This window comes from Planococcus sp. TJ-201 (genome assembly GCF_058268495.1).
In genome coordinates this window covers 100422-113853 of the sequence record NZ_JBZDOG010000002.1, presented here as the reverse complement: position 1 = coordinate 113853, position 13432 = coordinate 100422, and the positions used below count along the sequence as shown (strand labels likewise).

At 43.1% G+C, this 13432-nt stretch carries 15 protein-coding genes; 12 read left to right on the top strand and 3 right to left on the bottom strand.

Annotation, left to right across the window (positions count from 1 at the left end):
• Window positions 1–9 precede the first annotated feature (9 nt).
• Window positions 10–627 (bottom strand): NUDIX hydrolase, encoded by a 618-nt coding sequence (locus tag AC4EG4_RS06250; protein WP_490987268.1) that lies wholly within the window; start codon window positions 625–627, stop codon window positions 10–12.
• Between the two features lie 151 nt (window positions 628–778).
• On the opposite strand from AC4EG4_RS06250, the gene AC4EG4_RS06245 reads away from it, so the two are divergent.
• From AC4EG4_RS06245 to AC4EG4_RS06220, 6 genes are all read left to right on the top strand, one after another.
• Window positions 779–1195: a GNAT family N-acetyltransferase gene (locus tag AC4EG4_RS06245; RefSeq protein WP_490987267.1), complete on the top strand. Its 417-nt coding sequence runs from the start codon at window positions 779–781 to the stop codon at window positions 1193–1195.
• Window positions 1196–1465: 270 nt separating this feature from the next.
• Window positions 1466–1939, top strand: coding sequence for a GNAT family N-acetyltransferase (locus AC4EG4_RS06240; protein ID WP_490987266.1), 474 nt, complete (start codon window positions 1466–1468; stop codon window positions 1937–1939).
• 22 nt (window positions 1940–1961) lie between these two features.
• Entirely contained in the window at window positions 1962–2879 is a 918-nt protein-coding gene (locus tag AC4EG4_RS06235; RefSeq protein WP_490987265.1) for an alpha/beta hydrolase, read from the top strand.
• Window positions 2880–2881: 2 nt separating this feature from the next.
• Window positions 2882–3250, top strand: a complete 369-nt coding sequence (locus tag AC4EG4_RS06230; RefSeq protein ID WP_490987264.1) for a hypothetical protein — start codon at window positions 2882–2884, stop codon at window positions 3248–3250.
• A 173-nt stretch (window positions 3251–3423) separates the two neighbouring features.
• Complete coding sequence (locus AC4EG4_RS06225) at window positions 3424–4335, top strand: DUF5996 family protein (protein WP_490987263.1); 912 nt, start codon at window positions 3424–3426, stop codon at window positions 4333–4335.
• 150 nt (window positions 4336–4485) lie between these two features.
• The gene (locus AC4EG4_RS06220) at window positions 4486–4767 is read left to right on the top strand and encodes a hypothetical protein (RefSeq protein ID WP_490978440.1); all 282 of its coding nucleotides are present in this window, start codon (window positions 4486–4488) and stop codon (window positions 4765–4767) included.
• Between the two features lie 130 nt (window positions 4768–4897).
• On the opposite strand, the gene AC4EG4_RS06215 is transcribed toward AC4EG4_RS06220, so the two are convergent.
• Together AC4EG4_RS06215 and AC4EG4_RS06210 are read right to left on the bottom strand one after the other, a co-directional pair.
• Window positions 4898–5989 (bottom strand): FAD-dependent oxidoreductase, encoded by a 1092-nt coding sequence (locus AC4EG4_RS06215; RefSeq protein ID WP_490987262.1) that lies wholly within the window; start codon window positions 5987–5989, stop codon window positions 4898–4900.
• A gap of 17 nt (window positions 5990–6006) precedes the next feature.
• Window positions 6007–6588: a CDP-alcohol phosphatidyltransferase family protein gene (locus tag AC4EG4_RS06210; protein WP_490987261.1), complete on the bottom strand. Its 582-nt coding sequence runs from the start codon at window positions 6586–6588 to the stop codon at window positions 6007–6009.
• Window positions 6589–6761: 173 nt separating this feature from the next.
• Here AC4EG4_RS06210 and AC4EG4_RS06205 point away from each other — a divergent pair, with 173 nt between their 5' ends.
• The 6 genes from AC4EG4_RS06205 to AC4EG4_RS06180 are packed head-to-tail and all read left to right on the top strand — an operon-like array spanning window position 6762 to window position 13351.
• Window positions 6762–8645: an FAD-dependent oxidoreductase gene (locus AC4EG4_RS06205; protein WP_490987260.1), complete on the top strand. Its 1884-nt coding sequence runs from the start codon at window positions 6762–6764 to the stop codon at window positions 8643–8645.
• Window positions 8642–9298, top strand: a complete 657-nt coding sequence (locus AC4EG4_RS06200) for a TVP38/TMEM64 family protein (protein ID WP_490987259.1) — start codon at window positions 8642–8644, stop codon at window positions 9296–9298. Before AC4EG4_RS06205 ends, AC4EG4_RS06200 begins: the two co-directional genes overlap by 4 nt.
• Before the next feature lie 36 nt (window positions 9299–9334).
• The gene (locus AC4EG4_RS06195; protein WP_490987258.1) at window positions 9335–10582 is read left to right on the top strand and encodes an ABC transporter substrate-binding protein; all 1248 of its coding nucleotides are present in this window, start codon (window positions 9335–9337) and stop codon (window positions 10580–10582) included.
• Entirely contained in the window at window positions 10566–11450 is an 885-nt protein-coding gene (locus AC4EG4_RS06190; RefSeq protein ID WP_490978434.1) for an ABC transporter permease, read from the top strand. The genes AC4EG4_RS06195 and AC4EG4_RS06190 overlap by 17 nt, the downstream gene beginning before the upstream one ends.
• Window positions 11450–12265, top strand: a complete 816-nt coding sequence (locus AC4EG4_RS06185) for an ABC transporter permease (protein WP_490987257.1) — start codon at window positions 11450–11452, stop codon at window positions 12263–12265. The genes AC4EG4_RS06190 and AC4EG4_RS06185 overlap by 1 nt, the downstream gene beginning before the upstream one ends.
• Window positions 12266–12277: 12 nt before the next feature.
• Window positions 12278–13351 (top strand): ABC transporter ATP-binding protein, encoded by a 1074-nt coding sequence (locus AC4EG4_RS06180; RefSeq protein WP_490987256.1) that lies wholly within the window; start codon window positions 12278–12280, stop codon window positions 13349–13351.
• Window positions 13352–13432 lie beyond the last annotated feature (81 nt).

The window sequence follows — 13432 nt, the reverse complement described above, 5'->3', positions numbered from 1 at the left end:
GTTACCAAATTACTCAAAAACTGTTGGTTTTGCCGGATTTCTCTCGAAGTCAAAAAGCAGCTTTATCTGGGATGCGATATTTCGATTTAATGAAAGGTCAGGTAAGTCATCTTCAGGAAAGAAATCTACTCCTTGCGTTTCGACACCGCTTTTAGCCTCACCGCCCACAATTTCGCATCGAATGAAAATTTTGTAATAATGAAAGGGTTGCGGAGGATGCGCGTGTTTCCTCATATCCAGCAAAGCCAGTATTTTTGTCGGAACTACGATAAAGCCGGATTCTTCTTCAATTTCTTTAGTAATGTTCTCTGATGGAGACAAGCCGATGTCGCAATATCCACCAGGCAACGCCCATTTGCTGTCAATTTTTTCTCGTACCATCAGAATTTTTCCATGTTGAAAAACAGCACCGCGCACATCCATTTTTGGTGTCTGGTACCCTTTCTCCACCGCAAATAAATCTTTCACCTGCTGCATTTCTATTCCTGTGTGCTCTGACATAATTTCCACACTGATGCTACGCAGCTCCTCGTATCGTTCCAGATCATGTACATCGGTTGCGAAAGTCAATCCAGATTGAGAAAGCGCTTGGATCCGTTGCGCCCATTCCAGCCATTGTAAACTCATTTTCCAGCCTCCTAAAAAATTTGTTTTTATTATCAGACGTTCTATGACCTGCTTGCATCTTATTTAAATATTCTATCGTAACTCACCGAGTTTTAACAATTTCATAAATTCAGTTATTATAAGAAATAAAGAATACTCTTAGGAATTAGAGGTGAGAATTATAAAGGAAATCAAAGCTGCGCAACTTGAGTCGGACTTGGCTGCACTATTTTCATACGTAATACCTGACGACAAAATTGCACAAGAATATGATCAGTATATCTCTTTAGAAAATCGTAAATTATACGGATTTTTTGTTGAAAATATTTTTGTAGGAATGATCGGCATCGAGTATATAACTTTAAGTCATTGTGAACTTAAGCATATTGCTGTGTCTCCAATTCATAGAAAGAAAAGAACAGCAAGTTGCATGATTGACTTTGTGTGCCAGACGCATTCGTTCGATACCCTAACGGCGGAAACAGATATTGAATCTGTAGGATTTTATCGGAATTATGGATTTGATATAACTAGTTTAGGAGAAAAATATGCAGGTGTAGAAAGATTTTTGTGCACATTAAAAAAATGAAGTAAAAAAGGTTCAGTCAATGCGCTGACTTGCTTCTAGAGATGAGGAGACACTTATAGAAAAAGAAGAATTGTTGTCTTTGGTGAGGAGTAATTTTCCGGATTTATCGATTAACGAAATACGCGAGAACAATAGTGGTTGGGATAACAATATCTTGATTATGATTGGGACACTGCCTTAGCAAAACTCTCTCTGCTCCAAGGCAACTATTTATGTGTAAGCGACTTCTTGCGCAATAAAAATAATCCGTAATGGTCAAAGATAGGAGTAATGACAGTGTTATATAGATTTCACACTATGTCACAACAGCAAGCAGAAGAAATCGCCACTTGCTGGCGCTATGAAGGAATATATGCCTTTTACAACATGGATGCAGATCCAGAAGACCTTCAAGAGTTTCTGAATTCCAATGAAAGAGGAGATTCTTATTTTACAGTTACAAAGCAGCAAGAAGTTATAGGATTCTTCAGTTTTAGTCTGTTGACTGACAACAGCGTAGACATAGGGCTTGGAATAAAACCTAGTTTAACAGGACAAGGCAAGGGGTTAGAGTTCATGAAAGCGGGACTCGACTTTGTCAATTCAACTTATCAACCAGAAGAAATCTCACTATCAGTAGCTACTTTTAATGCGAGAGCCATAAACGTCTATAAAAAAGCTGGCTTTATAGAAGTTGCAAGATACATACAGGCCACAAATGGAAACAATTTTGAGTTTATGAAAATGATTTATCAACAAAAATAATGTTTACTGAAAGGAATGGAGAATGAATCAATTTATAGACGTAAACAATAAACGACTGGAAATATCTTTAAAAGGAACGCGAGGGATTCCAATTCTTATTCTTTCCGGTATGGGTTGTTCATTTGAAGAGTGGTTTGAAGTGACAGAACTTCTTGGCCAGTCGAACAGAACGATCATGTTCCATCGGCCAGGTCTTGGAGAAAGTGAGATAGGTGGAGAAAAACGCACTACTTTACAAGTAGTCGAAGAAATCAATCAAGTGTTGCGTATTCTGCAAGTAGAAGAGCCTGTTATTTTACTGGGCCACTCGTATGGTGGACTGTGTGCACAGCATTTTACCAAGCTTCACCCTGAAAAAGTGATGACACTTTTTTTGATAGACGCTACCTCGGTAGAACTGGAACGACTCGATACTTTGGATTTACCCGTACTTAACCAAAGTTCTTCAGATGAGGAATGGTTAGAAGCATGTAAAAAGTACGCTCTGTCAAGTGAACAAGAACTAAAGAAAATGGTTCATCCTGTATTATCGGATGCTCAAAAAAAGTTGCCGCACTCTATACAAACCCAATTAATAGAGTTCCAGCAAAAACCAAACTTATACAAAGCGATGAAATCCGAAACAGAAAATTGGAAAGCAGATGCCAAAGCGATAAAAAAACTAAAGTCCCTATCGGATCCATTGCTGGTTGTGATGGGCCGTGACAAAAAGCATGTGATTCAGCATGGAATAGATGAGGGGTTGCCAGAAACAGAGTTAACTCTGCTCGAAGACACCTGGGAACAATTGATTTTAGAACAGGCAGTGCTTTCAACGAATAATAAAGTCATTTTTGCGGAAAATGCATCGCATTCCATCCATCTGGACCGACCCGATCTTATAATTAAAATAGTTAAAGAAATTACAAACAAGTTTAATAAACACGAAATGGATGTGTGATTTTGAAATTAAGCGGTAAAAAGATAGAAGCGAAATTATTGGCTTGTGATTACATTGATGCAGAATTAGAAGAACTAAATTACGATTATGAAAAACACAGAGTGACAATGAAGTATACAAATCAAACTGGTTCAGAGAGGATGGACTATGAAATTTTATTCGAAGGCTGCTTTACGGCAAATTTCAATGTTTGGCTGGAAGGAATAGAAGGATCTGTTCCACAATCGCCACAAGAGTCCACTTTCTTTTTTCATGAAATATCTATTAAAGAGCTTGAGATAAATGGCGTGATGCTTTACCAATGTAAAATGATAATCCCAATGATGGATTGTCTAATTATCTGTAAATCGATTGCAATAAGTAAAAAATGATTCCACTTGTGTTACAGAAGTTTTCGAAGGGGTAAAGAGGTCCAATAAGTAGGAATTTCCAAACCAATGTCGAATACAAAGTGAAAGAAATATCTACCTGTCAATTTCAAAAGAACATATTTTCAATCAACGGCCATGGACATCATCACCAAATAGTTCAGGGAGGCGATTACATGACATTGGATATTATCCGGCATTCCGAGTGGGCAGAAACCAAGTTTACTTTGCATTTGATTTCACAGATTTTAGGGAAGATTAAACTGGAAACGGCGCAGCAGGAACCTCAATGGGCACATGTCGCACTGACGGTTACAACCGATGGGTTTTCAACAGGGTTATTATTTGTTCAAAATACTTCTTTTCAAGTTGAAGTAGACATTCAGAACAGCCGAATCCTTGTAAATGTCGAAGGGGATGTTCAGACGATTAGACTGGAGACAGCTAAATCCATAAAGGATTATTTTGAAGAGATATTTGGAGCGTTAAGCCGTCGCGGGATAAACATAGCGATCAATCCAAAGCCGCAAGAAATGGCTTATAAGAACAACTTGAATGAAGACACAGCCCCTTTACAGTTTGATCAGCAGCAAGCGATGAGAGGGCTGAAACTATTGCAGTTTGCACTGCGTGAACAGTCCAAATTTGTAGGTCCGCTGCGCTGCAGAAAAGTAAAGCCGGCGCTTTTCTGGGGAACCTTTGATGTGTCACTGCTCATCCTTCACGGCATCATGGAGCCATTTCCAGAAGACAAAGTCATTGAGAAAGCCGCTTTTGATGAACAGATGATCGAATACGGATTTTGGTTGGGCGATGAACAAGTGGATGTCCCCACATTTTTTGTTTTGCCATATCCTTTTTTATACAAGGATTTAAACAGCAATGCCTTAAAACCAACTCAAGCCTATTATGACCCTGCAAAAAGCGAGTTTTTTTTAGATTTGCAAAGCATAGCTGATTCTGCTAATTTGAGCGACACCGTACAGGAATTTTTCTATTCCAGTTTCAATCTCTTAATAGAAGAACTGGGATGGGAAGGCTGCGCGGCATATTTTATTCCATTACAAATGAAGAAACAAAAGTATTAGCCGCAGAGACACTGCATTTCAGCACATCGTAATCAAAATATGCTGAAACGCAGTTTTTTTCATTAAATTGAAAGAAAATTCGCTAATTTATATACGGAATGCTGATAGATTGATATACTAAAATATGGAATAAAAGAAAGGAAGATGGAAATGAAAATCATTTGGCAATCATTGCTTGGAGCTGCAGCGATTCATATCCTCTATTTTGCGGCAGCGATGTCTGTTGGATATGTTCAAACCATCACATACAAACCCAATTTTTCTGCTGCCTGGGAACATGCCGAAGCCTTGCCAAATGCAGTGGCGTTCGGCTCTTCAACTTCTCCTGTATGGTATGCTGGCACATTTTTAGCCGCGGCGATTGTTTGTGGACTGTTGCTCGTTGGGTACAAAAAACTGACCACCCAGCCCTTGCGTATAGAAAAGCATTAATGTACCGAAGAAAATTTTACAAATTAATATTTAGTTGAGAGTGATCTAAATTTCGAACGAGATGTTTACTGGGAGACTCATTTCTACCGATTTCATAATGTAAAAAAGCTGCCAACTGGCAGCTTTTCATTTACTCATAAAGATCTTTATAGCGCTTCATAAACTTCCGGTCGATACGCTGTTTAAGCTTCCAGGCAAACGCCCCGTGAAAATGCTTCGTGCCATAAGACAGAAAAGCTTCGCCTCCACCTGTAGACAGGATGGAGACATAGCGTTTCTGCGGTGCAAACGGGAACAGCTTATTATTGGACAAGCTGTTTTTTAAATTCTTCCACAAGACAGGTCCTTGGCGTACTGCATAGACGCCATTTTTAGCGAGATCTGGATAACGGTCTATGGTGATGCAATCGCCGGCCCCAAAAATCTCTGGCCATTGAATGCTTTGCAGCGTCTCGTTGACCAGCAAAAATCCATCTGTATCTGTCGGTAAGCCCGAAAGCTTAAACAAAGCTGCACTTTTGGGTCCAGTTAGCCAGAGTACATCGGATTGCGGATAGGAATGGCCATTACTGGTTGTAACACCCACTTCATTGATGGACTGAATAGAAACCCCTGCGAAGAAAGGGAGTGATTTCTGCGCAGCGATGGCTTCGATTTTTTTAGAGGCTGACTCGCCCTGTCCTGCGAGCAGGGAAGTCGAGCTGAATAATGCGAGGTTCAGTGGCAGACTGTGCTGTTTTCTCCAAGCCAGTATCGAAAATGCCAGTTCAACACCTGAAGCTCCGCCACCGACAATCGCAGGCTGTGCCGATTCGCGCATCTTTATTAATTGCTCTGGAAAATGATAGTTGGGTTTGATGGACCTTACATATTCTATTGCCGTTTCCGGAATATTGCTTTGCGATCCAATATCAAACGATACCAAGTCATACCCATAGGTTTCACCCGAAGTACTTGCCAACACTTGATCTTCTGCTCTGACCGCCACGATTGAATCTTCTATAAAGCTAACATTTGCTGTCTGGCAAAGCCTTTTCAAATCAATTCGAATGTCCTCCAAATTATAAATGCCTTCCGTAAACCCCGAAAACATTCCAGAATAATATTGATAACGTGAGGGAGAGATGAGCAGGACACGCCAGTTTTCCGGGAGGCCCTGTTTTAATTGTTCCAGGCAGTGCAAATGTGCATGTCCGCCGCCAACCAGCACAAGGGTCTTCATCTGATGTCACCCCCCATCTATTTTAAAATCCGTCGCGCTTCAGCCATGCGCTGAGCAATCGTCACAAGTTGAACTGCAAAAAATACCAGTGTGATGGCAGTTAAATGCGTTGAAAAAACAATCATTAGGGTAAACAGAATAAAGCCTTCTGTTCGCTCTGCCAGGCCGGCTTGGTAATAAAATGACTTCATGCCTTCTTTATCGGAAAGTGCGCCAACTGTCAGAAACACGGTCATCGCAACAATGATGGAAACGCTCAGCAGCAGCAAAGCCCACATCGAATCGGGAAAGCGGAACGCCAGCCCCAAAATAACGCTGATCTCGACCAGCCGGTCAAAGCTGATATCGAGCAAAGTTCCCCACGAAGAAGGTTTTGTTTTTCGTGCCATGGTTCCGTCAACCACATCCAAATACCCTGACACCCATAGAACAACGACCGCCCAAAAAGGCTGATCCAAATAAATAAAGAGGCCTGACGACAGCCCGATTGCAAAGGCAATTTTGGTTACGCCATCCGCGGTAAATCCTAATTTCAGCAACCTGTCAGCTGTTTTTTCTACAATTGGTTGAACGTGCTTTCGTGCATGAGTATCCAACATCGTGTTCACCTTTTCGTTTTCAAGATAATTTCAGTATATAATAGGATCCAACTGCTGACCCGTAATCCCACTCATTCAATGAAAATTAGAAGAATCGAGGGCGATTAAGAGAAAGTCAATTATGTTTTTTGTTAAGATGAACTTAATTCAGGAAAAGAGAGGAAATGGTAAAGATGGTTAAAAAATATGATATCGCCATAATTGGAGCCGGCGCTGCCGGACTGACTGCTGCTTTTACAGGAGCGGGGTTTTCAAAAAGCGTAGTGCTGATCGATAAGAACCTGCCAGGAGGAGAGTGTACCTGGTCTGGATGCATCCCAAGTAAATCGTTGATCAACATCGCAAAAGAAGTTCATCACGCCAAAAAATATACGCCCAATTTGGAAGTGGATACTTCGGTTGTTCTTAAAGACATCCAAGACGTGATTCAAAAAGTTTACGCTGGTGAATCTCCAGAAGTGCTGAAACAAGCGGGCATCGATTTTATCAATGGCTACGCAAAATTTGTAGGACCACATGCCGTGGAAGTAGACGGCGAACGCATTGAAGCGAAGAAAATCATTCTTTCTACCGGTTCTTCTCCGATGGTACCGCCAATCGATGGGTTGGACAAGGTATCGTATTTAACGAATGAAACCATTTTTAAGCAAAAATCTTTTCCAAAAACGATGACCATTCTTGGTGGTGGCGCAATTGGCGTTGAATTGAGCCAAGCGTTAAACCGCATCGGTGTCAAAGTGACGCTTGTGGAGAAATTCGAGCGAATCCTGCCGAAAGATGAAGAAGAGCTAGTCTTAATGATTCAGCAGCGTCTAATTGATGAAGGTGTAACTATCCATACAGGTGCTACTGCTGTCAAAGCCGAACAAAATGGCGGACAGATCGCGTTAAAAATCGAAAAAGACGGCAATGAACAAACCATTTCAAGCGAAGGCCTCTTGGTTGCACTTGGTCGTCAAGCAAACGTCAAAGGCTATAATTTAGAAAGAGCGGGCGTTAAATTCGATTCGAAAAGCATCCAAGTGGACGATCATTTAGAAACCACTGCCAAAGGCATTTATGCGATTGGTGACGTTGTCGGTCCATACCAATTGTCGCATATGGCAAATGCTCAAGGAATCACAGCAACGCAAAACGCCATTTTGCCAATTAACCGAAAAATGGACTATGAGCATGTTACGTGGTGTACATACACCGACCCTGAACTGGGCAGATCCGGTATGTCCGAAGAAGAAGCGCGCGAGAAACATGGTGATTCAATTCGCGTTTATGAACATGACTACGCGGACATTGACCGTGCCAACACGAAAAAAGACAGCATCGGCAAAGTGAAAATTATTTTGGATAAAAAAGGCTTTATTTTAGGAGCTAGTATTCTGGGTGACCGCGCGGGTGAAATTATCAGCCAAATCCAGACGATCAAGTCCTTGCACATTAACTTAGGCAAATTATCGGGCGTGATTCATCCGTACCCGACTTACAGCGAAGTCTTGGTGAAGATCGGCAAGAAAGTCTATGTCGACAACCTGCTCAATCAGCCCGTTGTCAAAACCTTTAACCAAGCAAAAGCAGGCGAATTGCCAGCAGGCAAAATTGCCAGTTATGGAGCAGCAGCTGCAGCTGGCATCGGCATTGCCAATATGGCGATTAAAAACAACGTTAAACCCAAATTGGGCGTGGAAAATGGGCGATTGAAAAAAATGCCTTCCACACCAAATGCCGTATCGTCGCAATCTATACCAAAAGATAAATACGTACCTGCATTGCCATACAATGGCACCAAAAGCGAAGCGAAAAAGAACTTGATCGGCATGCTGAAAGGCTATGAAGGGGTCGAAATTGTTCAAAACGATGAAAATTATGTTTACGCAGTTGCCACTTCCAAAAAGATGAAATTCAAGGACGATATTGAATTTTACTTTAACGACGCCGCTCAGTGGATCGAATTCCGTTCGGCTTCGCGTGTCGGTTATTCCGATAACGGTGTGAACCGCAAACGCTATGAAGAAATGAAAAACCGTTACAACAACATCTCACGACATACCCGCAACTCATGAACCCAAAAACGCTTCAAATCGGAAAATGGCTGCTGATTGCCGTTGCAATTGGAGTGGTCATTTGGCTCAGCCAATCGGTTTTTGAAGTCGATGCCAATGATCTTCGCAACTGGATTTTGTCCTTCGGTCTGTGGTCACCTGTAATCTACATCTTAATCTACACCATCAGGCCTTTGATCCTATTTCCGGCTTCTGTCTTATCAATTGCTGGTGGATTGGCCTTCGGTGCTTGGCTGGGTACACTTTATACGATTATTGGGGCTACCTTGGGGGCAATGCTGTCATTTTATGTGGCCAAAACCTTGGGCAAGAGCTTAGTCCGCAAAGAGTGGACCGGCAATGCCGCAAAAATCCAATCCCAAATGGAGCAAAATGGCTTTTTGTATGTGCTGCTGTTCCGTTTCATACCAGTTATTAATTTTGATTTGATCAGTTACACGGCTGCTTTTGCCAAAGTGCGTTTTTCTTCTTTTGCATTGGCGACGTTAATTGGCATCATACCCGGTACGTTTGCCTATAATTTCTTGGGCAGCAGTTTTGTCAGTGGAAACCCACAGATCATCGTTTTGGCTGTAGTAATTTTTATCATCTTGACGGTGGTCCCGATTGTCATTCGAAATCGCTGGATGAAAAAACAACCACAGGACAAATAGGACAGTGGTTATTAACGGATTTAGGAAGTGAAACAAATGAAAAAATCTTTAGCAATAGTGCCCGGTATCCTTGCACTGTCGATCGCCGGGTGTTCATCAGAAACGGGAAGCGATGCAGTTGAGAGTGCTGACAGCTTGCTGACTGCCGATTGGCAGGAAGTAGCTGAGGCTTCATCAGGGCAGGAAGTCAATATGTACATGTGGGGCGGCAACGACAACATCAACCGTTACCTCGACGAATGGGTGGCTCCCCGCTTGAAAGAAGAACACGATGTTGAGTTGAACCGCGTGCCGATGAACGATTCGCAAGACATCATCAATCAGTTGGTGGATGAAAAATCTGCCGGTAAAACCGATGGCAGCATGGACATTATTTGGATCAACGGTGAAAATTTCAAGGCTGCCAAAGATAATGAGCTGCTGTGGGGGGATTTTACCAACCAGTTGCCGAATTTTAACGACTATATCGATCAGGAAGCTCCCGAAATCTCGGCTGATTTCGGTGAACCTGTTGATGGCTTAGAAGCGCCGTGGGGAAAAGCACAATTCGTATTTGTCCATGACGAAAATAAATCAGCAATGCCGCCAAAATCAATGGAGGAACTGGCCGAGTGGGTCCAGGACAATCCCGGACAGTTTACATATCCGGCGTTGCCTGACTTTACCGGCAGTGCGTTTATTCGCCACGTGCTTTATGAAACAACTGGCGGCTACGAGCAATACCAGCAGCCAGCGGCGGACATTGCCGATTTAGAAGAACGATTGGAACCGATGTGGCAATATTTAAATGATATTGAACCGTACTTGTGGCGCGAGGGAGAAACCTATCCGGAAAGTTTGGCCAAGCAAGATCAGCTGTATGCAAGTGGTGAAATTGGCATGACCATGAGCTACGATCCGGCGCTTGCTGCCAGTGAGGTGTTGAAAGGCCGATTCCCTGAATCGACCCGCACTTTTGTTCTGGACGAGGGGACACTCGCCAATACGCATTTCTTGTCAATTCCATTCAATTCTTCTGCAAAAGCGGCAGCGATGGTAGCCATCAATGACCTGATGTCGCCAGAAGCACAAACCGCGAAATTGTCTCCTGAGAACTGGGGAGACTTATCCGCATTGGATCTGGAAAAATTGTCGCCAGAGCAGCAGCAAGCAATGAACGATGTGGATTTGGGTGAAGCCACATTGCCGCTGGAAGAGCTGGAAAGCCACCAATTGCCGGAATTATCGGCAGATTACATTGAGATTCTCGAAAAAGGATGGATGGAACATGTGGCGAAAGACTAAACCGTATCTTTTGCTGCTGCCAGCCATCGGCACCATTGTCCTCCTGTTTTTTGGAGGACTTTTTGATGGATTTTTGAAAAGTCTAGGCTATTTCCCGGCTATCGGTGAAACAGGCTTTGAATTGACGGCTTATACAAACCTGTTCCAATCACCTGATTTTTGGGAATCACTCAGTTTGACATTTCGAGTAGCCGCCCTGTCGTCAGTGATTTCGGCAGTGCTGGGAGCAGGAATCGCAATCTCGCTGTTTATGCTGAATGAATCTTCAAAGTCAGGCGCTGCCCAAGTGTGGCACCGGCTGTTTCAATTGCCTTTAACCATTCCGCATTTGGTGGGCGGCTATGTCATTGTGCTGCTCTTTATGCAAAGTGGTTTTTTGTCAAAAGTACTTGCTTCTGCTGGCTTGATTGATGAAATTACAGATTTCCCGGTTTTGGTCAATGACCCATTCGGCTGGGGCATTATCTTCACCTATGCTTGGAAAGAAGCTCCTTTTGTGTCTTTGTTGATCTATCCCGTGTTGGCCCGAATACATCGATCGTGGCGGGATGTTGCGCGTGTTTACGGGGCAGGCAACTGGAATTTTGTTCGTGAAATTGTTCTGCCGGCCGTACTGCCAGCCTGGACAATTGCGACTTTTATTGTTTTCGTCTTTACCTTTTCAGCTTTTGAAGTGCCATTTTTGCTGGGGGTCACGTATCCGAGCATGCTGCCGGTTTTCTCTTATCAGCTGTATACGAGCGGGACTTTAACTGACCGGCCAGAAGCACTGGCTGTCAACATCATACTTGCAGCACTGACCATATTATTGGGTCTCGTCGTTTACTACTTCAGCAAGCGCTGGAATGTGCTAAAGGGGTGGGATTGATGCAAAGTCCGCGCCGTTTACTGAATTCAGTTTTATTCTTTCTGGTATTTGCACTGATAGCATTGCCTTTTGTTCCGTTGATTTTGTCGAGTGTGTCTTTTGGCTGGCAATGGCCAAATGTTTGGCCAGAATCCTTCAGCTTCCGTGCGTGGACCTATGTTCTGTCCGGAAGCGCGGGAACCTGGTCGGCAATTGGAGCCAGCTTATTGATTGCGTTTGTTGTCACAGCTCTAAACGTACTGTTAGCTGTACCTGCTGCGAATGCACTGGTTCGCTATTCTTTCCGTGGAAAATGGCTGATGGAGGCAATTATTTTCGCCCCGATTGTGATTCCGCCATTTGTCGCTGTGATGGGCATCCATTTGACCTTTTTGCGCCTCGGTTTGACCGAGACAATCTTTGGGGTGGTACTGGCACATATTTCACCAACTTTGCCGTACATGGTGCGCGCCATCATGATCAGTTATAACACCATGTCGGTAGAATGGGAGAATCAGGCACGCATGCTTGGCGCTGGGCCAATTTCCCGTTTTGTTCATATCGTCTTGCCCCATTTGTTGCCGGGCATTGCAGCGGGAGCAAGTTTGAGCATCCTGATTTCTTTGAGCCAGTACTTGATCACGTTTATCATTGGCTCCGGACAGGTTGTCACACTGCCAATTTTGTTGTTCCCGTTTATCAGTGGAGGAGATCCTGCCGTAGCTTCGGCATATTCTTTGCTGTACGCAGGCATCGCAATACTCACGCTGCTTGGAATGGACGTTGCTTTAAAGAACTACTACAAAAATAAGAAATCCGCTACAATGGACGGCTAAAGGAGTAAAAACATGAGTGACTTGCGCATTATCGACATTGAAAAGCATTACTCGCAAACCAAACAAGAAAATGCTACTGCCTTTTCTCTGAAGCCGGTCACGCTGACCATCAACGAAGGGGAATTTTTTTCCTTGTTGGGCCCTTCCGGCTGCGGAAAAACAACCTTGCTGAAATTGGTAGCCGGGTTGTTGCCTGCAGACAATGGGGAAATCTGGGTGGGGGAAGATAACTTAACATCAGTTGCTCCAGAATTCAGAAGGTTCGCTATGGTGTTTCAGCAATCGCTGTTGTTTCCGCACATGACAGTAGAAGATAATGTGGCATTTGGGTTGAAAATGCAAAAAGTCAGCAAAAAAGAACGGCTGACCGATGCGCGCAGTATGCTCCAGCATGTCGGGCTCAATGGATTCGGTGAACGGTTTCCGCACCAATTAAGCGGCGGCCAACAGCAGCGCGTAGCTTTGGCACGGGCATTGGTTGCTAAACCGCGGGTGTTATTAATGGACGAACCGTTCAGTGCACTGGACCCGAGCCTCCGTGAAGAAATGAGAGAGCTGCTCAGCCGCATTCAAAAAGAATTTCAAGTGACCGTCCTGTTTGTTACCCACGACCGTGAAGAAGCATTTTATTTGTCGGATCGCATCGGCGTGATGAGCGAAGGAAAGCTATTGCAAGTCGGCAAACCAGAAGAACTATACGAACGGCCCATAAATACCAAAGTCGCTTCATTTTTGGGACTGAAAAATATTATTGAGGGAACCATTACAAACAATCGCTTTGTATCTAATAATCAGGGATTTGAATTTCACATTCAACATTTTATTCCAGAAGGCTCTGGTGCATTGGTTATTCATCCGGAGTCTATTCAATTAGTTTCAGAGGAAACTGATGAGTTGGATTCTATTCATTTCAAAGGAGTTATTCAACAGAAGAATTTCAATCATGGTTTTTACTCTGTTAAAGTAGAAGTGAGCGATTATACGTTGATATGCAGTTTCACCAGTCGGGAAGTTCGAGGAGTAGAGCCTGGTCAAAGGATTGACTTAATGGTAAGTAGTAAGGATATTTTGTTTTTGAATAGCTGAATAAAAAAAGACTTGCAGTCATTTTGACATGCAAGTCTTTTTTTATTTAAATTATTCATTCATAACACCCGCTCAAAAAAT

Coding starts and splice junctions, on each gene's coding strand:
- AC4EG4_RS06250 (WP_490987268.1), bottom strand. CDS start 627: ATGAGTTTACAATGGCTGGAATGGGCGCAACGGATCCAAGCGCTTTCT.
- AC4EG4_RS06240 (WP_490987266.1), top strand. CDS start 1,466: ATGACAGTGTTATATAGATTTCACACTATGTCACAACAGCAAGCAGAA.
- AC4EG4_RS06235 (WP_490987265.1), top strand. CDS start 1,962: ATGAATCAATTTATAGACGTAAACAATAAACGACTGGAAATATCTTTA.
- AC4EG4_RS06225 (WP_490987263.1), top strand. CDS start 3,424: ATGACATTGGATATTATCCGGCATTCCGAGTGGGCAGAAACCAAGTTT.
- AC4EG4_RS06220 (WP_490978440.1), top strand. CDS start 4,486: ATGAAAATCATTTGGCAATCATTGCTTGGAGCTGCAGCGATTCATATC.
- AC4EG4_RS06215 (WP_490987262.1), bottom strand. CDS start 5,989: ATGAAGACCCTTGTGCTGGTTGGCGGCGGACATGCACATTTGCACTGC.
- AC4EG4_RS06210 (WP_490987261.1), bottom strand. CDS start 6,588: ATGTTGGATACTCATGCACGAAAGCACGTTCAACCAATTGTAGAAAAA.
- AC4EG4_RS06205 (WP_490987260.1), top strand. CDS start 6,762: ATGGTTAAAAAATATGATATCGCCATAATTGGAGCCGGCGCTGCCGGA.
- AC4EG4_RS06200 (WP_490987259.1), top strand. CDS start 8,642: ATGAACCCAAAAACGCTTCAAATCGGAAAATGGCTGCTGATTGCCGTT.
- AC4EG4_RS06195 (WP_490987258.1), top strand. CDS start 9,335: ATGAAAAAATCTTTAGCAATAGTGCCCGGTATCCTTGCACTGTCGATC.
- AC4EG4_RS06190 (WP_490978434.1), top strand. CDS start 10,566: ATGTGGCGAAAGACTAAACCGTATCTTTTGCTGCTGCCAGCCATCGGC.
- AC4EG4_RS06185 (WP_490987257.1), top strand. CDS start 11,450: ATGCAAAGTCCGCGCCGTTTACTGAATTCAGTTTTATTCTTTCTGGTA.
- AC4EG4_RS06180 (WP_490987256.1), top strand. CDS start 12,278: ATGAGTGACTTGCGCATTATCGACATTGAAAAGCATTACTCGCAAACC.